21 protein-coding genes are annotated in these 23789 nt (G+C 51.6%); 9 read left to right on the top strand and 12 right to left on the bottom strand.

Going from position 1 to position 23789, the window contains the following annotated elements; translation table 11 throughout:
- Positions 1-94: 94 nt before the first annotated feature.
- Entirely contained in the window at positions 95-1039 is a 945-nt protein-coding gene (locus KD147_RS10900; RefSeq protein WP_212547882.1) for a D-2-hydroxyacid dehydrogenase, read from the bottom strand.
- A 134-nt stretch (positions 1040-1173) separates the two neighbouring features.
- Between KD147_RS10900 and zntR the strand changes: the two genes are divergently transcribed.
- The 4 genes from zntR to KD147_RS10880 all read left to right on the top strand — a co-directional run bounded on the left by zntR (position 1174) and on the right by KD147_RS10880 (position 4271).
- Positions 1174-1587 carry a Zn(2+)-responsive transcriptional regulator gene (gene zntR, locus KD147_RS10895; protein WP_212547881.1) on the top strand — a complete coding sequence of 138 codons (414 nt, stop codon included), beginning with the start codon at positions 1174-1176 and terminating at the stop codon, positions 1585-1587.
- Positions 1571-2752: an SO_0444 family Cu/Zn efflux transporter gene (locus KD147_RS10890; protein ID WP_212547880.1), complete on the top strand. Its 1182-nt coding sequence runs from the start codon at positions 1571-1573 to the stop codon at positions 2750-2752. The genes zntR and KD147_RS10890 overlap by 17 nt, the downstream gene beginning before the upstream one ends.
- 81 nt (positions 2753-2833) lie before the next feature.
- Complete coding sequence (locus KD147_RS10885) at positions 2834-3946, top strand: 1-acyl-sn-glycerol-3-phosphate acyltransferase (protein WP_212547879.1); 1113 nt, start codon at positions 2834-2836, stop codon at positions 3944-3946.
- A gap of 79 nt (positions 3947-4025) precedes the next feature.
- Positions 4026-4271 carry a DUF1289 domain-containing protein gene (locus KD147_RS10880; RefSeq protein WP_212547878.1) on the top strand — a complete coding sequence of 82 codons (246 nt, stop codon included), beginning with the start codon at positions 4026-4028 and terminating at the stop codon, positions 4269-4271.
- Here the strand turns inward: KD147_RS10880 and KD147_RS10875 are convergent.
- Positions 4266-4976, bottom strand: a complete 711-nt coding sequence (locus KD147_RS10875; protein ID WP_212547877.1) for a substrate-binding periplasmic protein — start codon at positions 4974-4976, stop codon at positions 4266-4268. The genes KD147_RS10880 and KD147_RS10875 overlap by 6 nt on opposite strands.
- Positions 4977-5205: 229 nt before the next feature.
- Between KD147_RS10875 and KD147_RS10870 the strand changes: the two genes are divergently transcribed.
- Genes KD147_RS10870 through KD147_RS10860 form a run of 3 tightly spaced genes read left to right on the top strand, consistent with a single transcriptional unit; the run spans position 5206 to position 10335 of the window.
- Positions 5206-5415 carry a DUF3283 family protein gene (locus KD147_RS10870; RefSeq protein WP_212547876.1) on the top strand — a complete coding sequence of 70 codons (210 nt, stop codon included), beginning with the start codon at positions 5206-5208 and terminating at the stop codon, positions 5413-5415.
- Positions 5412-5840 carry a GNAT family N-acetyltransferase gene (locus tag KD147_RS10865; protein ID WP_212547875.1) on the top strand — a complete coding sequence of 143 codons (429 nt, stop codon included), beginning with the start codon at positions 5412-5414 and terminating at the stop codon, positions 5838-5840. The genes KD147_RS10870 and KD147_RS10865 overlap by 4 nt, the downstream gene beginning before the upstream one ends.
- Entirely contained in the window at positions 5833-10335 is a 4503-nt protein-coding gene (locus tag KD147_RS10860; RefSeq protein ID WP_212547874.1) for an EAL domain-containing protein, read from the top strand. Before KD147_RS10865 ends, KD147_RS10860 begins: the two co-directional genes overlap by 8 nt.
- On the opposite strand, the gene KD147_RS10855 is transcribed toward KD147_RS10860, so the two are convergent.
- Together KD147_RS10855 and KD147_RS10850 are read right to left on the bottom strand one after the other, a co-directional pair.
- Positions 10295-11248: an ion transporter gene (locus tag KD147_RS10855; protein ID WP_212547873.1), complete on the bottom strand. Its 954-nt coding sequence runs from the start codon at positions 11246-11248 to the stop codon at positions 10295-10297. The two genes, KD147_RS10860 and KD147_RS10855, sit on opposite strands and share 41 nt — an antisense overlap.
- Positions 11241-13928 (bottom strand): bifunctional acetate--CoA ligase family protein/GNAT family N-acetyltransferase, encoded by a 2688-nt coding sequence (locus KD147_RS10850; RefSeq protein WP_212547872.1) that lies wholly within the window; start codon positions 13926-13928, stop codon positions 11241-11243. The genes KD147_RS10855 and KD147_RS10850 overlap by 8 nt, the downstream gene beginning before the upstream one ends.
- Before the next feature lie 68 nt (positions 13929-13996).
- Here KD147_RS10850 and KD147_RS10845 point away from each other — a divergent pair, with 68 nt between their 5' ends.
- Positions 13997-14713 carry an SIMPL domain-containing protein gene (locus KD147_RS10845; protein ID WP_212547871.1) on the top strand — a complete coding sequence of 239 codons (717 nt, stop codon included), beginning with the start codon at positions 13997-13999 and terminating at the stop codon, positions 14711-14713.
- 511 nt (positions 14714-15224) lie between these two features.
- Here the strand turns inward: KD147_RS10845 and KD147_RS10840 are convergent.
- Positions 15225-15803, bottom strand: a complete 579-nt coding sequence (locus KD147_RS10840) for a hypothetical protein (protein WP_212547870.1) — start codon at positions 15801-15803, stop codon at positions 15225-15227.
- Positions 15804-16259: 456 nt separating this feature from the next.
- Here KD147_RS10840 and KD147_RS10835 point away from each other — a divergent pair, with 456 nt between their 5' ends.
- Entirely contained in the window at positions 16260-17315 is a 1056-nt protein-coding gene (locus tag KD147_RS10835) for a PepSY-associated TM helix domain-containing protein (RefSeq protein WP_212547869.1), read from the top strand.
- A gap of 64 nt (positions 17316-17379) precedes the next feature.
- Here KD147_RS10835 and KD147_RS10830 read toward each other — a convergent pair whose 3' ends face one another.
- The 7 genes from KD147_RS10830 to proC form a co-directional block, all read right to left on the bottom strand.
- Complete coding sequence (locus KD147_RS10830; RefSeq protein WP_212547868.1) at positions 17380-19221, bottom strand: DUF885 domain-containing protein; 1842 nt, start codon at positions 19219-19221, stop codon at positions 17380-17382.
- Between the two features lie 99 nt (positions 19222-19320).
- A complete protein-coding gene (locus KD147_RS10825) occupies positions 19321-19845 on the bottom strand; it encodes a DsrE family protein (RefSeq protein WP_105255770.1) in 525 nt (174 codons plus the stop codon).
- A gap of 289 nt (positions 19846-20134) precedes the next feature.
- Entirely contained in the window at positions 20135-21271 is a 1137-nt protein-coding gene (hemW, locus tag KD147_RS10820; RefSeq protein WP_105255769.1) for a radical SAM family heme chaperone HemW, read from the bottom strand.
- A gap of 3 nt (positions 21272-21274) precedes the next feature.
- Positions 21275-21859, bottom strand: a complete 585-nt coding sequence (locus KD147_RS10815; RefSeq protein ID WP_105255768.1) for an XTP/dITP diphosphatase — start codon at positions 21857-21859, stop codon at positions 21275-21277.
- A 10-nt stretch (positions 21860-21869) separates the two neighbouring features.
- Complete coding sequence (locus KD147_RS10810) at positions 21870-22307, bottom strand: DUF4426 domain-containing protein (protein WP_105255767.1); 438 nt, start codon at positions 22305-22307, stop codon at positions 21870-21872.
- Positions 22308-22393: 86 nt separating this feature from the next.
- Entirely contained in the window at positions 22394-22927 is a 534-nt protein-coding gene (locus KD147_RS10805) for a YggT family protein (RefSeq protein ID WP_105255766.1), read from the bottom strand.
- Between the two features lie 22 nt (positions 22928-22949).
- Positions 22950-23771, bottom strand: a complete 822-nt coding sequence (proC, locus tag KD147_RS10800) for a pyrroline-5-carboxylate reductase (RefSeq protein WP_212547867.1) — start codon at positions 23769-23771, stop codon at positions 22950-22952.
- Positions 23772-23789: the final 18 nt, after the last annotated feature.

Raw genomic sequence — 23789 nt, 5'->3', positions numbered from 1 at the left:
AAATACAGTGCCAGATTTTTATTTTTATATTTTTCAATAGGTTGAATTTTTTCGCTCTAGTCTGATTGGTGCTATTACTAAAGAGTTAGTGAATTTAACCAACGCGGTTACGAACTTCACCATCGGCAAATGCACGAATATTTAAGGCCAGCTGGTGGATAAGCCGGTCTCTGGCTTGTGCCGAGGCCCAGGCAATATGGGGCGTCAGTAGCAGGTTGTCACCCTGGTAGCGTACCAAAGGGTTCGCCGGGTTGGCCGGTTCTTCACTGAGCACGTCTAAGGCCGCGCCGCCCAGGGTTCTGTCGGCCAAGGCTGCCGCCAGATCGGCTTCGTTAATAATGGCGCCACGAGCGGTATTGACCAGCACCGCACTTGGCTGCATTAAGGCCAGAGTGTCGCGGTTGATTAATTGCTCTGTCTCGCTATTGAGTGGGCAGTGAATACTGACGATGTCCGCCTGCGCCAGTGCTTCTTCAAAGGCGATGCGACCGGGACGAGGGGCGTGACCGCAGCGCTCGGCAATGAGCACATGCATATCAAAGGCGTTGGCCACCTTGGCCACGGCCTGCCCCAGTTCACCATGACCAATAATGGCGATTTTTTTACCCGCGAGCTCGGCGATATCATAATCAAGGCGGCAAAACATCTCGCTTTGTTGCCATGCACCGCGACGACAATCGTCAATATACCTATGCAGGTTATTAAGCAGCAAAGAGATAAGGGTAAAGGTATGCTGCACCACGCTGGCGGTGGAGTAGCCGGCGACATTGCACACCACAATGCCTTGTTCTTTGGCGGCGGCAAGATCTATGTTGTTGGTGCCGGTAGCGGCGACGCAAATGAGTTTTAGTTTTGGCAGTGCGTTTAGTTGCTCGGCGCCAAGCTGCACCTTGTTGGTGATCACCACCTCGGCGTCGGCGCAGCGCGCAACGACATCCCGTGCTGATGTGAGTGCATGGCTGTGAAACTCTCCTAAAGCGGCAATCGGTGCCAGTGAGTTTGCTCCTAAGGTGTCGGCGTCTAACATGACGATGTTCATTTGTGCTCTCCAAATAGGCTAGTGGCGCTAGTTTTTCATGGACCGGCGATTAGCGCAAAATTAATCCTTGACCTTAGTGTTAACTCTAAGGTTTATAATGGCCGCTAATTGAACAGCACAGAGGGAGAGTGTAGATGCGCATAGGTGAATTGGCCAAGCAGGTGGAGATGAGTACGGACGCGCTGCGTTATTATGAGCAGCAAGGGCTATTGAGTGCGCCGCAGCGTAATGCCAGTGGCTATCGTCAATACGGGCGCAAACACATGGCGCAATTGCGTTTTATCCGTCGTGCCAAGGATGTTGGTTTTAGTTTGGAAGAAATTGCCGAGCTGTTAAAGATAAACTTCGAAAAGCAACAGCACAGTTGTCAGGAAGTGAAAGATTTAACCTTGAAAAAGCGTGAGCTGGTGGCCGAGCGCATCGCCGAATTACAGCGTTTCCATGCCTCGCTGTCACAACTCGCCGAGCAATGCTGCGGCAGTAGCGCACCGGCGCAACATTGTTCGATTCTTACTGCCCTGGAGGACGTAGATGGACTTACTCAGTAATTTTTGGCAACTGTTTGTGCTGTCAGCGCCTTGGCTGATGCTGGGTCTGCTGCTTGCCGGATTAATCAATGTGTACTTGCCCGCTAACTTTCTTAATCGTCACCTCGGCAAAGAGGGTCTCTGGACCACGGTTAAGGCGGCGCTGATCGGGGCGCCCATGCCGCTGTGCTCCTGCGGGGTTATCCCGGCGGCAGTCGGACTCAGAAGGGCGGGAGCGTCAAAAAGTGCGACTACATCCTTTTTAGTCTCGACGCCGGAAACCGGGGTCGACTCGGTGTCCGTTTCCTATGCGTTATTGGGCCCCTTTATGGCGGTGATCCGGCCGCTCGCCGCCGTTTTCAGCGCTATTACCGCCGGCTTGCTGGTGGGGCGTGAGGGCAGCTCGGAGCAAAGCGTAACTGAAAGTTCGACACCTAAGCAAAGTGCGTGCTGTGCTTCCACGGCCAAGGCGACGTTTGTCGAGAGCCCTGCGAGTTGCAGCGCCGTCCGGGTTCAGCCCGATGAGCAAGCAGTCAGCTGTTGCCCCTCTCAAGCTCAGCCTACACGAGAAAAAGCCGCTTGTTGTCGCGCCGATGCAGAGGCTTTAGCACCGACAAAACCTGCTCAAGCAGCTGCTTTCACCAAGTTCAAGCAAGCGCTGCACTTTAGCGCCACCAAGCTTTTGAGCGACACCGCCTTATGGCTGATGATTGGCCTTTTTTTCGCGGCCCTGGTGCAAACCTATGTACCCACCTCTTATTTAAGCCAATGGGGCAATGGTATTTTGGCCATGACGGTGATGGTGCTGATCAGCATCCCCATGTATATTTGTGCCACCGCTTCTACGCCGATTGCCGCCGGTTTGCTGTTGGCTGGGGTGTCGCCCGGAGCGGTGCTGGTCTTTATGTTGGCCGGACCGGCTACCAATATCGCCACCTTAGGGGTAGTTGGTAAGGAGCTGGGCCGTCGCGCCGTTGCCGCTTATTTAACCGGGGTGATAGGCGTGGCCTTGTTGTTTGGCTTAATCACCGATTACCTGGTTGATGAATTCGGCTTTGAGGTGACGCCACTGGGTGAGCAGCATCATGAGGTGTTGCCGCCCTGGTTGGAGCAAGGCTCCGCGGTTATCTTGAGCCTTTTACTGCTACGTTTACTGTGGCTAAAATTCAGTCGCTCTCACTGGTAAGAGTTGATAAACTTAGCGAATAAATAAAGGGCGCGATACAATAGGCGCCGTTTTTTTGCCTGCAGTAATAAGGTGAGCACCGTGGATAAGTATGCAGATATAAGACCTTACAACGATGACGAAGTGGCGGCAGCCGTAGCTCGGCTGATTGCCGATAATGCCTTTGTTGATCTCATTGCTAAGCACAACTTGCCTGCTTGGTTGGCATCAATGCGTCTTATTTCGCGACCGCTGGTACGTAGGCAGTTACAGCGCAAATGGGGTCAGGTTAGCTCCGTAGAGCAGGTGCAGCTTGAAGTGGTGCACTACCTGGAGCAGATAGTGAATAACACCACGGCCAAGGTGACCTTTTCCGGCCTTGATGAGTTGGATAAAAACCAGGCTTATTTATTTATCTCCAATCACCGCGATATCGTTCTGGACCCGGCCTTGGTGAACTTTGGTTTGCACCAGCACGACATGAACACGGTACGCATCGCCATAGGTGATAACCTGCTGCAGATCCCGTATATCACCGAATTAATGCGCTTAAACAAGAGCTTTATCGTCAAGCGCTCGGCCAAGGCGCCAAAAGAAATGCTGAAGGCGCTGACCCAGCTGTCGGCCTATATTTATGACTCATTGAGCGAAGGCCATAGCATCTGGATTGCCCAGCGAGAAGGGCGCACCAAAGATGGTTTCGACCAAACCGATCCGGCGCTATTGAAAATGCTGCAGCTTAACGGCCGTAAGCAAAAGAAAGACTTTGCCGAGTATGTGCGCGAGCTCAAAATTGTGCCTGTGTCTATCTCCTATCAGTACGAACCTTGCGCCCTGTCCAAAGCCAAGGAGCTGTATCATAAGAAGCACCACGGCGAGTATGTAAAGTCGGCGGGTGAAGACATCGAAAGCATTGTCGAGGGCTTTACCAGCGATAAGGGTCATGTACATTTGGCGTTTGGTCAGCCTATCGGCAACGACTGCAGCACCCCAGAAGACTTGGCAAAAACCATAGACAAGCAGATTGTGGAGTCTTTCTATCTGCATCCGGGCAACTATATTGCCGCCAAGCATGCCAATGCGGTGGTCGACTCCGAATCAGAGGATGTGAAGGCCTTCGCCAAGCGTATGGAGGCCATCCCCGAGCATTTGCGCGACCTGGTTACGGCGATTTACGCCAAGCCGGTATTACGCAAAGAAGAAATGGATAAGTAACTTTCACTGGCAATTAGGCGCCTCAAGCATTAACGTTAGAGATAGGGTTAGGTTTTGACCTTGATGCTTTGAAGTGCCTATGCAACAGCTTGAAATATTCTCCATCGATAGCCCCTGTAAGGGGATCTGCCAGGTCAATAGTCGCGGCTATTGTCGTGGTTGTTATCGGTCGCGAGAAGAGCGCTTTCACTGGAATCAGTTAAGCGATGCACAAAAGCGCCACGTCAATATGCTGTGTCAGCAGCGTTACAAGCGTTTCCTCGCGCGTCAACAGGAGCAAGGACAACAGCCTCCGTCCATGGAGCAGGGCGAACTCGACCTATAACCCGTGTTTTTTACGCAATTGCGCCACCACACCACTGGCCTCTAATCCCTGCAACACAGCGAGAAGCTTGGGAATTTTATCCTCATGGCGCTTATGCACGTAATGATAGCTGTAATAATCTTGCAGGTGATGACGAGCAAAGGGCTGCTCGGCGCGATAATGGAAGCCTTGCTGAAGATGGAAATCAAGCAGCACCACCGCATCCACCTGATTTTGAGCCAGAAGATTTAGCTGCGCCGCCACGCTTTCCAGTTTAATGATTTGGCCATTGAAATTATTGCTATGCAAGTATTGTTCGGTAACCGGGTAGCCATTGCGGATAGCGACCCGTGACAGCTCCTGCAGGCTGCAATAGTGGCAGCGGGTAAGCATAAAGAGCTCAAACTTAAACAGCGGAAAGTCCACCCGCAGCAGATTCTCATAACGTGATTCGATATTGGCGATACGCCCTAACTGACCGTCTAATTCCCCCTTATCGGCCGCCGCCAAGGCCAAGGGGTGATCAAAGTCGATGATCTCCAGTTCATAGCCGAGCTGAGCGTAAGCGTGTGACATCAGGTCGATGACAAAACGCGCCTGCGCCGTGTCCATCGGCCTGTTAAAGGTCATCTTAGTGCTGTTGGTTGCCCCGTAGGCGTTACCCAGAGAGCATAATAGAGCTACTAGCAGCAACCGCGGCAGCACTAAGGCAAAGATGTGTTGCATAAATACCTGCTGGCGTAACACTGCGACCTTGAAGAAAAAATTAGCGGAATAAGGGGGCAGTGGTTATCATTATTTTCATCAATCACATTGTTAAAATTATGTGATGTATTTTTCTATTTTAGGTAACCTAGGGTAGAAATACCAGCCCTAGCTTAGGCGGGGTTCCATACACCCTGGGTACTATCTGTTATAGTATAGGTCGTATCAGTTATTAAATAGTGTTGCAGCGATGAGTGTCAATCTTTGCCTACTTCCGCGAGAAGAGAAGTACCGAATTCAATTGGATTACGAAGCGTCATTTTGGGCGTATCAAATTATTCGTGGCAAAAACGCCCGGGATAAGGTGTATGAAGCCATCAATATGCGTCCGCTCTCGGAACAAAGCTACCTAAAGCAGCAATTTGAACATTTTCTGGCGATGATGAGCGCATCGCGATGAACTCCCCCTTGGCGCAACGCTTACCTGCTCTTGCCACCCCCCTGGTTAACAAGTTTTATGATCGGGTGGGTGCGCGAGGTCGCGCCAATAAACAAGACCTGCTTTGGGTGGTGCGTTGCGACAATGAAATCGTCGCGGCGGCCCGAGTCAGTCGTCTTGAAGAACAGCAGTTTCTGTGCGGCGTGTTTGTTGCCGCCAGTCATCGCCGCCAAGGCCTGGCCGGCACCCTAATTCGCCAAGTATGTGCCGAGTTAAACGGGCCCATCTACAGTTTTATTTACCAGCATCTTTGCCCCTTGTACGAACAGCTCGGCTTTGCCGTCGTGGCGACCCTGCCTGAGCACCTGGCGTCGCGTTTGCGCAGCTATCGGTGCCAGGGCCGAGATGTGTTGCCATATTGCTATAGGGAACCCGCCGATGCGTAATTGCTGGCTGTTGTTATTGAGCTTTTTCCTGATTACCACCGTCAGCGCCAAGGTACAGCGGTTGTCACCCAGTGAAGGCTTGTCGCAAAGTTATGTCGGCAACATGGTCATCGACCACCAGGGTTATCTGTGGCTGGCCACCGAAAGTGGCTTAAATAAATACGATGGCTACCAGGTAAAGATTATCAGCGACGGCAAGGGCGAACTTGACGATGCCATGATCGATGCCTTGCATATGGATAAACAGGGGCAAATCTGGACTTCCTCTATTTTGAGTGGTCTGTATCGCTATGACAGCGGTAAAGGGGTGCTGGAGCGGGTGGTGGCGCCGCCAAAAGAATTGGACCCGGATTTTGCCACCGCCGTATTTTCCATGCACTCCCTGGATGAGAACAATATGTTGCTTGGCCGCGGAGGCGATGTTGCCGTCCTTAACCCAAAAAGCGGCACCATCACCAGTTTATTTAAGGTCAGCGACGATGAAAACCGTGCCCTGGTGCGGGTGTTTTTTCAATATCAGCATTATATTTTCATCGGTACCACCAATGGTGCTTTTGTTTATGATCTCAATAGCTTGCAGGCTCGACCTCTGCAGCATTTGCCGCCGGGCAGCAGTGGTATACACAGAGAGAATGTAAAATCCTTCGCCTTGCTCGATAACAACAAGTTATTAATAGGCACGGTGAAGGGCCTGTATATCACAGATATCGCCGAGCTCGATGCCCTGTTTGCCGAGCCGCAGCGCTCATTTCAAAGCAGGGTGTTATTGCCGGAGCTGAATATCTGGCAGATAAACCCCCTGGATCAACAAACACTGCTGTTGGCCACGGATAAGGGCTTGTTTGAATATGACTGGCAAATAAACCGGTTGCGCAAGCAAAAAAGGCTGGTCGAGAGCCCCTATAGTTTGTCCGATCCCAGCATTATCAAGATGGTGGAAACGGAGCAGGGCGATATGTGGTTGGGCACCAAAAGTGACGGCGCCTTTTTCCTGCCCAATAAGCGCTTTGATTTTCACAATGTCACCGCCGACACCCTTGGTGGCGACGGCCTGTCTCATCATAATATCTGGAGCTCGGCGCAAAGTGACGACACCCTGTATTTGGGAACTCATAATGGCTTGACCATAGTCGACTTGGCGACAATGCAAAGCGAGGTCAAATTTAAAAGTTACCTTAGCGACGAGCTTGATAATGTATTTAGCATTTACACCCTGATCCCCTATCGTCAGCAATTGCTGATGAACACCACCCGTGGCTTATTTAGCTTTAACAAGGACACCCGGCAGTTAAGTAAACTGCGCGCCAGGGACCAAGAGGCTCAGGCCTACCTTGAGGGCTACTTGCATGGTCTGTATCTGACCGAAGACGGCCGCCTGTACGCGGTCAATCAGAATCAAGGCTTTTTCTATTTTGACTTGGCCACGCAGCGAGTGCAGCCCCTTGGCGGTGACTTAGATAACCATGATCCATTTCTGGCCTTGGGGTTTAGCGCCCCCTTAGCGGATCAACCGCTGCAGCCGCTGTTTTTCTCCGGCGGCCAGTTGCTGCGGTTTGATGCGCAAACGCAAACGTTGCAAATGCTTTATCAGGTGCCGCAATCTCACGGTAGCCTGGCCATCAATCTCAATGGCTATGTGGTGGATAACAACAATATCCTCTGGCTGTCGTTTTCCAATTATGGTCTGGTGGCGCTAAACGCCAGCAACTTTAGCTTTCTTAAGCGCATCGACCTGCAACGCCGTGGTCTGGGTAACCTCATGTATGATCTGGTGCTCGATGAAATGGGCATGGTATGGATGAGCAGCCACAAAGGGTTGTGGCGCTTTAACCCGCAAAACGAGCACTTTTTTCAGTACACCAATGAGGAAGGCCTGGCTACCAATGAGTTTAATCTGGGCTCGGTGAGTCGTCGTGACGATGGTCGCTTGGCATTTGGCTCGGTTAAGGGGGCGACGCTGTTTTACCCGCGGCTGAATATGCCTCAGCGCGCCTTGTTGCAGGGGGTTAACTTCACCTCGGCCGAGTTGATGTATCGTGAGCTGGCCTTGCCGACCATGGGGCCTTTAACCCAGGTCTATCTGGCCCATGATGATGTGGGGTTAGAGATCACCTTCAGTGCCATGGCCTTTAATTACCAGGACAGGGTTATTTACGAGTACCAGCTCGATGGCAGCCAAAAAAGCTTTACTCGGGATAACAACCGTGTGGTCTTTCCTAAACTGAACCCCGGTGAGCACCTGTTGCAGGTGTGGGCGCGGGACCCCTTTACCGGCGAGTCAACCAAGCCGGCGAAACTGAGTATTAGCGTTGCCTACCCGCCGTGGAGTTCACCCGGATTCATTACCCTTTACGTGGTGCTTGTGCTAATTCTCATCGCCATGTGGATGTATCGTCGTAATCGCATTCAAAAAATGCTGATGGCGGCCCATAAGCAAAGCAAAGAGTCGGCGGCGCGTCTAAAACTCGCGCTTGAGGGCAGTCATTCCGGGGTATGGGATTGGCATCAGCATGAGAGTAAAATTTATCAGCCGCGGTTGCGTGAGGAGCTGGGGTATGACTATGAGCATTGCCAGCTGGATCAATATCTGGCGTTAATCCACCCGGATGAAAGGCAAAAATTCCGTATTGAGTGGTTGGAGTTCTTATCCACCGACAAGGGCTACTTTAACTGCGTGTATCGTCTGCGTCATAACAGTGGACAATGGCGCTGGTACAAAGACTTTGGCAAGGTGATGCAATGGGATGGCGCCCACCCGGTACAGGTTGCGGGCACCTACACCAATATGACCCGGGAGCTGGTGCTGGAAGAAAATGCTCGCATGTTTGGCGCCGCCTTTGAGCAGGCCAGCGACTGGCTGATTATATTCGACTCCAAGTTACGCATAGTCGCCACCAACCAGGCATTGCGGGATAATTTCGATTACGCCGCCAGCAGCCCGTCCTCGCGTCGGCTTAATCTGGGTCTGTCGAAAAATGTGCGCATTAACTATCTCCGTATTCTCAAGGGCCTGCGGGTTGGCGAGCATTACCAGTGTGAAGAGCAGGTGGTACTGAAAACCGGTGAGCAGGTACCTGTGCTGTTAAAAATGAGCGCCGTTGCCGACAGTGAGCAGCACAGCACCTGTTATATCGTTATGTTGACCGACATCAGTGAAGCCAAAAATACCTTGGTAACCCAGCAACAGCAGGCACATTACGATAGTCTGACCGGCTTTCCTAATCGTCCCTTGTTTATGGATCGCGTTGAACATGCCCTCGAACAGGCGCAGCGGAATAACCGTGGCTGTGCGCTATTGCTGATCAATGTGCCCTTACCGGTTGTTGGCGACACGCAAGATCAAGATGGCGAGCAGCAACTGCTGAGTCTGGTTTATCGTTTGCAGCGAGCGATACGCTCACAAGACAGTTTGGGACGTATCGAGGCGGAACAGTTTGCCCTGTTGCTGGAAGACATCGATGAGTTAGAGCAGGTGCTGGCGGTGTGTCGTAAGGTGCGGGAGGTATTGATGCGTCCATGTCATGGAATGCTAGGTGCTGCCAACGCCAGTGTCGGTGTGGCACTGTTTCCCGAGGATGGCCACCAGGGAGAGGCCCTGCTTAAGGGCGCCGAGTTGGCGCTGTATCAAGCCAAGCGCAGCGGTCGCAACCAATTCCATTTCTTCCAGCCTGAGATCAATGCCCAGGTGCAACGCAGTTTGGCCACCGAACAAGCCTTAATGGTGGCCGCCGAGCAGTGCCAGTTTATCAACCACTATCAGGGTATCTATGGCATGCAAAGCGGACACTTACATGGCTTTGAGGTCTTGCCCTATTGGCAGCAGGATGATCAGTTATTAGCGCCGCACGACTATTTCCCCCATATTCGTCAAACCAAGCTGTGGTCAAAACTCTTATTGCAAACCCTGGAGCGCGCCGTGCTCGAATGTCGCTTGTGGCATAGGCAACAGCCGCAGCTGACCTTGTCCTTGGCTATTAATGGCCGTGAGTTTAGCCACCCGGGCAGTATGGGCGATATTATCCATCTGCTGCACAGCTATGACTTCCCAATTGGCTGCTTGTTGTTAGAGCTCTCGGTGCATGATTGGCAACGTCTCGACAGCGAAGCCAGACAGGTGCTGCAAGAACTGATGGTCGAAGGGGCGCGCTTGTCTTTGCATATTAAGACGCTGGACGACTTTAGTTTACCGGAATTGGGCGAAGAGTTATTTCAGCAGGTGAAGCTAGGGGCCGAGCTGAGCGCTTTACTTTGTGTGGACTACAAGGCCTATAACAAGGTAAGCCGGTACATGTCCATTTTCAGTGCTATGGATATCGAGGTGCTGGCCTTGGGCGTCGCCGATGACAAACAACAGCGTCAGCTATTAAGCCTGGGGTGCACCCTGATGCAGAGCGACTCCCTGCAGCAGCCCTGCCATGGTGATGGGGTGGTCGATTTACTTGGTAAGGCCTGTATTATTCCAGATGATGGCCGCACTGGGGACAAAAGCGCTTAAGCAAGGGGTGCTGCTCGCGCACCTGCTCCTCCAGGTGCGCCGCCTCTTGTACGCTTAAACCCAGCTCAAGGCGCAACTCATGCAGCTTTACCCTATCATCATGGCAGATAATGCCGTCTTCCATCAGCTGATGGACCATTTCACTGTAGGCTCTGCGGCGCTTGCGCAGCTGTTCCGAAAAGCTTGAGGCCAAAATACCCGTGGGAATGGCGACCATGCCCATACTGAGAATGGTAATAATGCCGCCGAAGATTTTCCCCACCAGGGTGACCGGCACGGTATCGCCATAACCCACCGTGGTTAAGGTGATAATGGCCCACCACATGGCGGCCGGTATCGACCCGAATTTATCCGGCTGCACATCATGTTCGAGCAGATATATGCCGCTGGCGGCAATAATGAGGATCACCGTCATAATAAAGAATGCCGCCAGTAAAGAGCCGGCCTCTTCTTGTATGGTGTTCAGCATCAGTTGCATGGCACGGGAATAACGGGTGAGTTTGAAAATACGCAGCAATCGCAGTACCCGTAAGAAACGCAGGTCGAATGGCACAATAAACATCAATAGCGAGGGTAAAATGGCGATTAGGTCGACGATGGCCATGGGTGATATCAAATAGCGAAGACGTCGTTTCGTCGGGCTGAGTGAGCTATCGGCAAACCGGTTTAAATCGACACTGGCCCACACCCGAGCCAGGTATTCCACGGTGAAAATAAGCACCGACACCAGCTCAAAGTAGAAAAAAAAGCGCGTATGTTGGTGTGCCATACTGGGCACCGATTCCATCACTATGGCGAGCACATTGGCGAAAATTAAGGTCATTAAAAAGGCATCGAAGGCATAGCCATAGCGCTTCGATTTACCGCGTGCTTCAAACACGTCGGCCAGAGTTGTTCTTATTTTTTTAATCATCTTGTATTCTTTCATTGAGTACACGACGCATATGAATGGTCCCTTCTTCAAAGTCACGGGTGATAGTAAACCCTAACTTACGCGCCAGCTCTATCATGCCGGTGTTCTCCCATAGCGTCATGCCTTCTATGCTGCCAACGCCCTGTTGCTGGCAATAATCGATGGCGGCGCCAAGAAGAATGCGTCCAAGGCCCAGCCCTTGCGCTTGTGAGCCTACCACGATGGCAAACTCCCCGACCAGGTTATCCGGGTCCATCAGCACCCGGGAGACCCCAAGGGTGACATTTTCTCCGTCCTGTTTACGGGTGACGATAAAGGCCATTTCTCTGTCATAGTCTATCTGCGTCATCTTGGCCAATTGCTCATGGCTAAAGTGCGGCATTTCACCGAAAAAGCGCCTATATCTATCTTCTTTAGTAAGAGACTCATCGAAACGACGGTGGGCCAGCTCATCCTCGGGACGTATAGGGCGCAGTAGGGCGTTGGATCCATCTTTAAGGGTCACCCGGCGCTCCAGCTCCTTGGGGTAGGGGCGAATGGCCAGACGCTTGCGATGGGCAAGGCGCTGATAGCGGCTGATCCCTATGCTGGCATCGAGCACTAAAAACTGACCCTGGGTGGCCAGCAGGGGATTGAGCTCCAGGCTGTGGATATCGGGTTGATCGACGATTAACTGCGACACCCGGGTGAGCAGGGCGCATAAGCGATACTTGTCGACCTTTTCCGGCAAGGTGCGCTCTTTAAGCACGCCCTTATCCTGTGCATTGGCAATTAAATACTTGGCCAGGTTCATATTCAGCGGCGGCAGGGCCACCGCTGCCTGGGAATAATCCAGGGCACTGCCGGCCTCACCGAGTAAAATCACCGGGCCAAATTGCGGGTCTGTTTTGATGGCGATACGCAGCTCGTGGGCTCCGGCGCGCGGCGCCATGGGCTGAATGGCAAAGCCGTCGATGCGGGCTTCGGGGTAAACCTGGTTAATGCGCAGCAAGATGGCAAAAGCCGCTTGCTCGACCTCCTGCTCATCACTGAGGTTGAGCACCACGCCGCCGACCTCGGATTTACTGGCGATATCCGGGCTGATCAGCTTGAGCACCACGGGAAAGCCGCACTCGGCGGCGACTTCTGCCGCTTCGCTCGGCGTCGTGGCGATATGTGTGTTCACCGTCTCTATGCCGTAATAGGCCAGCAATGGCGCCGCCTGGTGAGTGCTGAGATAATGCTCGTTGCGATCCAAATGGGCGCTGATCGCCGCCTGCGCCGCCTCGACCTGGATATCCAGTTCATCGACGATGGACTCCGGGGTTTGCGTCAGGTGTTTTTGGTTACGGCGATAATTGATCAAATGCATATAGGCACCAACCGCGCCTTCTGGGGTGCGATAGGTGGGAATACCGCCCTGGGCGCAAATGCGCCTGGCTTCATAGGCAGCGTCTTCGCCCATAAAGTTGGTTATCACAAAGGGGCGCTTACGCGCATCTATTTGCGCCAAGGTATCGACTATGATGCGGGCATAATCGGCGCTCGGTGCCAGGGCCGATGGGGTGTGAATAATCAGCAGGTTTTCTACTTCCTTGGCCTCGAGCAGTATTTTCAGCGCCTGTTGATAGCGCTGGGGGTTGGAGTCGCCAAATATATCCACCGGGTTATGGGTGCTGTCCGCCTGAGGGATCACCTTGTTTAATGCCTCTAAGGTGGCCTCACTCAGCTCACAGAGTTTACCCGAGCTTTGCACCAGGCTATCCACCGCCATTACCGCTGGACCACCGCCATTAGTGAGAATGCACAAGGGTTCCACCTTCAGCAGTTTTGGATGCAGCGCCAACGTTTGTGTCGCGGCAAAGAGTTCGCGTAAATCGTTTACCCTGAGCATACCGGCACGTTGAATAAGGGCGTCGTACACCGCATCGCAGCCACTGGCCCCGCCGGTGTGTGCCAGTGCCGCCTGGGCACCGGCGTCGGTGCGTCCGGTTTTAATGACGATCACGGGTTTACTGAAGGCTGCGGCGCGGGCCGCAGAAATAAAGCCGCGAATATCTTTTAGGTTATCTATGTATAGGAGTACGGCCTTGGTACGGGCATCGCGGCCGAGAAAGTCCAACAGCTCACCAAAGTCGATATCCAGGCAGTCGCCCACGGAGATAAAATAAGAAAAGCCGATGTCCTTGTGCTGCGCCCAGTCCAAAATGGTTGAGCACACCGCCGCCGACTGAGAAATAAAGGCAACCTTACCGGGTCGAGTCACGGTATGGGAAAAGCTGGCATTGACGCCTAGGTGGGGGATCATCAGACCCAAACAATTGGGCCCCATCAGGTTGACCTGCTGAGCTTTACAATGTTGTTGTAGCTCGGTTTTTTGTTCTTCGCTAAGGCCCGCCGCGACCACGATGACGTTGCGGCAGCCTTGTTTGGCAAGGTCGCTGATCAGTGGCAACAAGGTGGCCTTGTTGGTGCAGATAATGGCAATGTCCGGTGTTTGCGGTAGCGCCGCGATATCGGCGTAGGCCAGCACTCCGTGTACCGCCTCATATTTGGGGGTGACCGGCATAATGGGGCCGTTAAAGCCACCTTGCAGCAGGTTGCGCATCACAATGTAGCCAGGGCGCATGGGATTGTTTGAGGCGCCGACAACAGCTATGGATTTAGGGTTGAAGAACTGACTAATGCGTTTTACGCTCATAGCTTACTCGTTTTGGTACACTGGATACCGAAATATAGTCTCATACTTGCTGCAAAAAGGAAGCATCAATGCATAAAAGTATAACGCATATCAATATTTTACCCGCTTTTCTCCTGGCCTTGGGGCTGGCCTCCATAGGTATCTTACTCAGCAATGCCATCGTCGAGTTTAAGGCCATGGATCGCACCGTGGTGGTGAAGGGATTAGCAGAGCAGCAGGTACAGGCGGACACCGCCATTTGGCCCATCGTTTTTACCGAGGCCGGTGAGCAGCTCGAAGAGGTCACCGCCGCGGTGCAACAAAAACAAGATGCGGTGGTGGCATTTTTAAAGCTGCATGGCTTTAGTGACGAGGAGATCTCCTTCGGCCAGGTGACCGTGGTCGATAAAAAGGCGCAGCAGTATGGCCCGGAGCAGGTCGGCCTGCGCTATCTGGTTAGCGCCAATATGTCGGTGTACAGCCAAAGCCCTAATCAGGTGCGCCATGCCAGCAGCCAGATCGGTGAGTTGGCCAAGCAGGGCATTGCCATCGGCGGTGACCGTTACACTAACCGTATCGAATACCTGTTTACCGGTTTAAACGATATCAAGCCGCAGATGATAGAGCAGGCGACCCGCAACGCCCGCGAAGTGGCGCTTAAATTTGCCCGCGACTCGGACTCGACACTCGGTAAGATTAAATCGGCGCGCCAAGGGCAGTTTAGTATTAGCGATAGGGATTCAAGCTCGCCGCACCTGAAGAAGGTGAGGGTGGTGAGTACAGTAGAGTATTATTTGGTGGACTGATAGTTTGGGGGCCGGGCGCGGACAAGCGCCTTATTGATTATTGTGGGTCGGTGTTATGCGCCGACAGCGGCTTGTTCTGGTCTATCGTGTCGGTCAGCTGACTGCGGTGGTAATTGATAGATCTTGTCGCCTTGGCGACGGCAACCAAAGGGAGGTTTACGCCAACCTCCCCTTGGAACCCCAAGGCGCCCGTGATTCGCTCATGCTTGCGAACTCAGCGTTTTGTTAAACATTCCGCTTAGCTTTCAACACGGTTTAACGAGACGTCCTGCCTCGGTAAACCTAGCTCGATATCCTTATCTCGCTGTTTCAATCATGCTCCACAACAAAAGCCAATTTCTCCAGCGCGAATCTAAACGGGAGGATCCATTCCTGCAAGTTTGCAGTAAATTAATAGGTAAGCATTTCGTATAGTGTCTGCAATTATGTGTGCGTCACAAAACCAACTAGATAGACCTAAATCCTTACCTAGAAAACCGAATGGAACATTTCACCTTGACTACATGATTAGTTACTGAAAGTAATCATCTATATCGTTGATGTACAAACGTAATATTTCGCCACGTTTGAAATTTTTGTGTTTATGTCCCAGATCTTTTCTGACTGCTAGGAGCAGATCTTCAACGGTTGCCATAATATGTTCAGCATTATTCCCATCAGGAATATTTGTAACTCCATCACGGAAGTCACCAAATGCATCAACCATTTCCTTTGAACCCCAGATTACTAAATCCCTAGTTGTATCAGTGAAGAATTGAATCATCTGTTTCTCTGAGGGCTGTTTTTTACCTAATTTATCAGCAAAAGTAATAAGAAAAATAAACTCAATTATCTTTTCATAGATTGGTATCTTTTTTTCTCTTAATTGGTTATCAATTTCGAGTTTACCTTCTTGACGCTTTGAAAAGACGACAGTAAAGACTGAGACTAGAATTGTTGCGGATGCGGCAACTAAACTTGCACCTAACTTAGCATCGATCGATGAAAATAATACCCAGAATTCACTCAATATAAAGTAAGCACCAAAGCAGAGTACTGCTAATATAAGTACTCCCATAAAGGGCTGTAGAATATTTTTCTTTATTCTCATCAAAACTCCATTTGTAACTTAAGAAATTAATATAAGGAAAGCTAGCGTTAGTTTGATTACAAGTTTCCCTACTTGCTTTGTCCCCTATTGATAATAAATGTCTTACGCTTTTGCCAGCAATGACTTTTTCTAACTTCCGATATTTTAACAACTTAAGCAATACCCACTTTGGTACTCGATGTCTCAGCCTTATCCCCTTACATTGCATCCGAAACGAGGGATGAGAAGAGTAATTGCCAGCAGGCTGCTGGCCGAAGGCATGCCCATAGCTGGGGCCCTTGGGGTTCTTAGGGGGGGGACATCGCCACCGCGACAATTACTCCTCTTGTACCTCAGCTTTTGCGGTTATATCACAAGGCTAAATTAACGCACTAATTGATAGAATCATCTTAAAAAGTTTAAATGATACTAATTATCATTTAAAATGCCCCGGTTGTTAGCTAATGGAATTGCAGTTTGAAACGCGTAGCACGAAAAATTCATTTGACCCTGGCGCTGGTGATCGGCTTTTTTTTGGTGCTGATGTCACTCACCGGGGCCCTTTTGATCTATGCCAAGGATATCCAACTGGCGGTGAATCCTGAGCTATGGCAGCGCGCCACCTCTGAGGCGCCCTTGGATCTGGATACCCTGTATCAAAAAGTACAGGAGCAGAGCGGACAGAAGATAGAGTTTATCAGCATAGAGGAAGATAGCCGCTGGGCCTGGCAGGCAAGGCTGGCCGATGGCAGTTATGCGAGCCTGGAGCCGAGCACGGGAGAGGTACTGCATCGCTACGATTATTACGACACCTTGTACGGCTTTACCATGGGTTTGCATCGCTGGTTATTATGGCGCGACGGCGAGGGCAAGATGCCGCTGCGCAACTGGGTGTCAACCATGGCGCTGGGCTTTATGCTGGTGCTTTTGGTCGGTTTTTACCTCTGGGTCAAGCCCAAGCAACGCTTAAAACGCCTGAAGATAAACCGACGCGCCAAGGCCCGGGTGATCAACCGCCAGGTTCACCATGTGCTCGGCGTGTATACCTGCTTGCCATTGCTACTTATCGCCTTCTCCGGCATTGCCTTTAACTGGAAGGCGCCGACGCAGGCTGTGGTCAACGCCGTGCTGCCGGGGCAGGTTGAATCCCGCCCTCAGGTTGACGACATTACCCCCATGGCGCAAACGCACTTCCAAGAGGCATTTAAAAAGGGCCTGGCCGTGTTTCCGGAAGCTGCCTTGTTTCGCATTTATTTCCCCAAGAGCCCGGAAAAGCCTTTGGCGCTGCGCCTCAAACAGCCTGGTGAAAGCCATGCCTATTCCTGGGTCTGGATGAATCCTTACAGCGCGCAAGTGATTAATAGTTTCGATGGCGCAGCCGCCAATCTGCCGACTCAGGTATGGAATTTTAAATACAAGTTTCATATCGGTGATTTTGCCGGGCCCCTAGTGCAGGTGCTCTGGTTGTTGCTGAGCCTATTACCGGTATTCTTTGTGGTTTCCGGGCTAGTGATGTGGCGGGGCCGAAAGTAGGGTTTACAGACAAAAAAACGCCGGTCAGTAACCGGCGTTGTTCATTCCAATCTTATTAGTAAGATTAGGCGGCTTGCTTCTTAGCAACCCATTCGGCCACCATTTCTTCAAGCAGGTTTAATGGTACCGGGCCGTTTTTCAATACCACGTCGTGGAACTGACGAATATCGAACTTGTCACCCAGGGCCTTTTTCGCTTGCTCACGTAGCTCAACTATCTTCAGCATGCCGACCTTGTAGGCGGTGGCTTGCGATGGCATTACGATGTGTCGTTCAACCATTTTCACCGCATCCGAGGTGGCATTCGGTGTGTTGTTTACGTAGAAATCGATGCCTTGCTGACGTGTCCAACGTTTGGCGTGGATACCGGTATCAACAACCAGGCGACAGGCGCGCCATAGTTCCATGGCCAGGCGACCAAAGTCCGAGTAAGGGTCTTGGTATAGGCCCATTTCTTTTGGCAGTAGCTCAGAGTACAGTCCCCAGCCCTCGGTGTAGGCGGTGAAGCGGCCAAACTTACGGAAACTAGGTACGCCTTCAAGCTCTTGGGCAATGGCGATTTGCATATGGTGACCTGGGATCCCTTCGTGATACGCCAGGGCTTCCAATTGATAGGTCGGCATGGCTTCCATATCGTACAGGTTGGCATAGTAAACACCCGGGCGTGAGCCATCTGGCGCAGGCTGCTGATAGAAGGCTTTACCCGCAGACTTTTCACGGAAAGCTTCTACCGCCTTCACGGTTAAATCTGCCTTAGGCTTAACGATAAACAGCTCGTCTAAACGACTCTTCATATCATCGATTACGCGTACCGCTTCGGCCAAGTAGGCATCGCGGCCTTCTTGGGTATCCGGGTAGTAGAACTGTTTGTCGGTTTTCATAAACTCCATAAAGGCTTTGAGATCGCCCTCGAAACCCACCTTTTCCTTGATCGCACGCATTTCATCATGGATGCGCTGCACCTCGGCAAGACCGATAGCATGAATTTGCTCTGCCGTTAGGTCGGTGGTGGTGGTGCGCTCAAGCATGGTGTTATAGAAGGTTTTACCGTCCGGGAACTTCCAGGCGCCGTCGCGCTCATCGGCACGCTTTTCAAGCTGCTGCAGGTAACCGATAAGGCTGGCGTAAGCCGGCTTAACCGACACGTTAAGGGCTTCGGTGGCCTCGGCGATAAGGGCTTGTTTTTGCTCTGCGCTTATCTCCAGTTTATCGATTTTGCGTTTAAAGTCGGCCAGCAGGGTTGAATCCTGATCGCCACCGAAAGGGGCTCCGGTAATGATGTTTTGGCTTGCTTCAATCACATGAGGGAACACGAACTTAGGTGCAATGATGCCCTTGCTGGCTCGGATTTCCAGGTTTTCTTCCAACTGGGCAAACAGCTTAGGCACGCCGTTTAAACGGGCGATGTACGCCTGGGCTTCTTCCACATTGGCAATGCTGTGCTGGTTAATTAAAAACGCCGCTACCATGGAGTGAGTACCATACATCTGGTTCACCGGGTAGGTGTGGTAGCGCCATTGGAAATCATTAATGCTTTCTTCAAGGTTTTGCTGCATCAGGTCATAGCTCACCCCAGTGGTGGCATCAAGCTTGTTGCGATCGATGGTTTTCAGCATCTCCAGATCTGCCTTGGCCAATGCCAGGTCTTCTAGGGCGCGCTCTTCGCTTTGGTCATCCCACTTATCATAGTCTTTTTTAATACCCATATAAGTTTGGAATGTAGGGCTACGCATGATGTTGCGATTAAAGACTTCTTCAAAAAAAGCGTTGGCTTTTTCGACTTCGCTTTGAGCAACTTCTTGTACCGGCGCCGGCGTTGCGGCCGGTGTGCTGGTGCTTTGTGTATTTTGACAACCGGCCAGCAGTGTGGCGCTGATGGCTGCGGCGATAAGTGTTAGCTTGCGCATAGTTATTTTACCTATCCTTTCACTTGTTGTTGTGCGAGGGCTGATGCCCCGCGAAAGTTAAAATAATCTTGTTGTAGTATGGCCGCCTGGGAGGCAGCCTTAAAATGGATTTACTGTGTAGCCTTGTTGCTGCAGTTGCGCATGGGCGGTCATGGCGGAAAGCGCCATTTGTACGCCGGGGATCAACTGCTCGGCGCTGATCTGGTAATGGGTTGCCGACTGACCGCATACATAGACTTGGGTGTTGTTATCCAGTAACTGTCTGAGCAAGGCCTGGTTTTTGTTATCGACCCCAAAACGTTCTTGGTAGTATTTATTGCTTAATACATCGACCGAGGCGCCACCATGAACAACCAGAGCTAATTCAATATTTTCTGGTTTAACCCCATGCGCAACATGCATATTGATAAAGCGTGCCAGGGAGTTAATGTGGTTGTTCTGCTCACCGGCTTTGGCCGCAGGGGCCACATCGAAGGCAATTTTAAAGCGGGTATCCGGGGTGATGGCGGCATGCTTTGGCACTTGGTAAAAGTAACCAAAGTCTTTAATGACAGGGTTTGCTTCTTCGCCGTAAGCCCAGGGGCTCAGTAAAAAAATTGCTAATAGCAAACCTGTCAATTTCATTGTTCTTATCCTAGTTATTGTTAGGGTCTGTTGACCTTTGTTGTTTGTTTCTGCAGCCGTTTGTAGCGGATTTATACAAGGCGGCACATGTGTGGTGTAGTTATTCTACATAAACATGTAACAACACAGTAGAAATGCGCTACAAGCGCTGCCCTGCGGGTTCATCTAAACGCCTCCTGCTCTGTGTTGCTCGCTATGTACATAGAATGACTATGCATCATAACGAGCGTCGTGATCAGAATGCGTTTAGATTGAACATAAAGTAAACCGCAAAGATAAACAGACCCTATTAAACGAACATTTCCAGCAATTCATTGAGATACCTATGGCCGCGCTCGGTCACCCGAATATGGGTGTTGTCACGGCTGAGCAAGCCTTGCTGTTGCGCCGCTTGTAACTGAGCTTCAATCTGGCTTAGGTCTAAGCCCGTGTATCGTTGAAACTCATCAAGGGGGCAGGGCTCGGCTAAGCGCAAACGGTTCATCATAAACTCAAAGGGTCGCTCGTCGTCGGTTACGGACCACTGCCTGTATAAATAGGGTTTGGTAAGATCCATATAACCGCGCGGGTGCTTCACCTTCTCGGTGCGTACTATGTCGCCATCGGGTTTGGTTATTTTGCCATGGGCGCCACAGCCTATGCCTATATAATCGCCAAACCGCCAATAATTCAAGTTGTGTTGGCATTGATGGCCGGGTTTTGCGTAACCAGATATTTCATACTGCTGATAACCCGCCTCGCGCAACAGTTCCTGGCCCAACTCCTGGATCTGCCACAGGGTGTCGTCTTCGGGCAGGGTCGGCGGCTTAGAATAGAACTGGGTGTTGGGCTCGATGGTCAACTGGTACCAGGAGATATGCGGCGGGTTTAAGGCGATGACCTGGCGTAGATCCCCAAGGGCATCGTCAATGCTTTGCCCTGGCAGGCCATGCATTAAGTCCAGATTGAAGCTGCGCAGCCCGACTTGGTGTGCTTGCTCGGCCGCACGCTTGGCTTCATCGGCACTGTGGATGCGCCCCAGGGCTTTGAGCTTGTCCTGCTGCATGGATTGCACGCCGATGGAAATACGGTTCACACCGGCTTTTACATAGTCGGCAAAGCGCCCGGATTCCACCGTGCCCGGGTTGGCTTCCAGGGTAATTTCTGCATTGTCGGCCAGCGGCGTAAGTTTACGCACGCCGTCGAGCAGGGTTTGCAGCGCTTCACCCGATAACAGGCTCGGCGTGCCGCCACCGATAAAAATACTGTGAATAGGGCGTCCGGCCGCAAGCGGGGCATCGGTGCGCAAGTCGGCAAGCAGGTGCTGCACATATTCCTGTTCGGGGATCTGCTGTCCTTTTTGACCGTGACTATTAAAGTCGCAGTAAGGGCATTTTTGTACGCACCAGGGAATATGAATGTATAGACTTAATGGAGGCAGGGTCACGCGTTAACCCTGCAATTGAGCAAGTAGCAGTTGTAATGCCTGGCCGCGGTGGCTAATGGCGTTTTTCTCGGCCTTGGTCAGCTCGGCACTGGTTTTATCCAGACCCTTGACCTTAAACACGGGATCATAGCCAAAGCCCTCATAACCACTACGTTGCTCGGTGATCTCGCCTTCCCAGGTAGCCTGGCAGATAAGCGGCAATGGGTCGTCTTTATGGCGCATTAACACCAGCACGCAGCAAAAGCGCGCACTGCGCTTTGTTTGCCCCTGCATATCCAGCAACAGTTTATCGATATTATCACCGTCGCTGGCACCTGGGCCACCATAGCGGGCACTGTAGACGCCCGGGGCGCCATCGAGGGCATCAACAATTAAGCCCGAGTCGTCGGCAATGGCCGGCAAGCCCGTTTGCGCACTGGCGTGACGGGCTTTGATAATGGCGTTTTCCACGAAGGTGGTGCCGGTCTCGGCTACATCACTAACGTCAAAGTCGCTTTGTGGCTTTATGGTGATATGTAAGTCGCTTAATAGCGCGCTGAGCTCGGCAACCTTACCCTTGTTGCCGGTGGCAAGCACCCAAGTTGTCATCTGTTCTCTCTTAATCTTTATATAGCTTTTGGTGAAAGCGCAGTACTTCCACGGTCGTCCCCTGAGTCAGGGTAATTTCAAAGCGATAGGTTTCTTCGTCTTCAAAGCGCATCTGGGCGATATAGTAAACGCTGTCGCCTTCTTTGATTTCCTGGAACTCCAGTTCCTCGCTTTGCCCTAGAAGGTTTTTCGCCACCCCTGAAATAGCCACGGTTTGCGCCTTGTCGTTCTTGAGCACGGAAATGTTAATTAGGGCTCTGTCACCGGCGCGCTCCAGGTTATAGCTGCGGGCTACCTGAGGGGAAATTGTGGTTGAGGGAAAGGCAATATAGTGAACTTGCCAATGGCCAAGGTTTTTAAACTGACCGCCTTGAACATCGTTTTGCGCCGCATAGCTTGGAGCCATGCACAGAAGGCTTAAAATTAGGCTGTATAGCAGGGCTTTCATAGCTGCCACTCCTGTGTTGTGAGTACTGTAGGGTCTACTAACTAAGTGTATCAGAAATCGGGCGAACTAGTGCTCGCCCGAGGCTATTAACGGGTTAAATCCATTAATAAGAACTGCAAAAATTGTAACGCGATGATCAGCACAAGGATCGACAGGTCTAAACCGCCAATGGGAGGGATCACCTTTCTTATCGGCCGTAGCATGGGCTCGGTCAACTGATGGAAGATGGCCTCGATAGGATTATAGCCCTGGCTCACCCAGCTTAGAATGGCGCGAATGATCAAGACCCAGAACAGTAGCTGCAAGGCCTCGCGGATTAGGGTGAACACACCGCCCATCAGCACTAAGGTGGTGTTCCAGCCCTCGCCAAACATCAGCAGCAGGGTGGTAACCTTGGCAAAGGCGACAATAAATGCCAATACCAGGGAGGCAATGTCTAAACCGGCAAAACCGGGGATCACCTTGCGCAGAGGATTAACGGCAAAGCTGGTGGCTTTCACCACAAACTGGCTGAGCGGGTTGTAAAAGTCCGCTCGTGCCGCCTGCAGCCAAAAGCGCAACAGCACCACCATAAGGAATAAATCAAACAGGATGCCAACTAAAAAATGCACTGAGTTCATGCGTTCAGCCTCAATAAAAAAATTAAATTTCTTGCTCCATCTCCTGGGCGCGGGCAATGCATGCATCCATGGCGCCGGAGACGTTTTCAACTAAGCCATGCGCCTTAAGGTGCTCCACCGCAGCATGGGTGGTGCCGCCTTTGGACGTTACATTGGCGCGTAACTGGGCGATGCTGATATCTGTTTTGGACAGGGCCATCTCCGCCGCACCCAGAGCGGTTTGCTGTACCAGGGCGCGGGCTTGCTCGGCACTAAAGCCCAGCTCAATCGCTTTTTGTTCAATGGCTTCCATAAACAAGAAGAAATAGGCCGGTGATGAGCCGGTGACGGCGATGATGTCGTTGATTTGCTCTTCTTTATCGACCCACACTACCAGACCTGTGCTGTTAAACACGGATTCAATAAACTGGTTTTCATCCTCGCTGGTGCCCTCGGCATACAGGCCGCTGACGCCACGACCAAGCAGCGAAGGCGTGTTTGGCATGCAGCGCACCATTTTTACCGGGTGGCTCAGCATTTCCTGCAGACGTTTCACCGTGATACCGGCGGCAACGGAAATAAAGACCTTGTCGCTGAAGTCGACCCCGGCGGCAATAAAGCTTTGTGCCAACTCAGCCATCATCTGGGGTTTCACCGACAAAACAATGATGTCGGCTTGTTGCAGGGCCTCAATATTATCGGCGGTGGTGCGTACACCAAAGTCTGCGGCCACCTTCGCGAGTTTTTCCTGATTACGATTGGTGGCAATGATTTGCTCTTTGGCAAAGCCATTTTTCACCATGCCGCCAATGATGGCGTAACTCATATTTCCAGTACCGATAAACGCGATGGTTTGCTGTGACATATAGACCTCAAATCTTGT

The sequence above is a fragment of the Pseudoalteromonas sp. BDTF-M6 genome (assembly GCF_018334135.1).
Taxonomy (GTDB): domain Bacteria; phylum Pseudomonadota; class Gammaproteobacteria; order Enterobacterales; family Alteromonadaceae; genus Pseudoalteromonas.
This window is presented reverse-complemented; position numbering and strand designations above follow the sequence as displayed.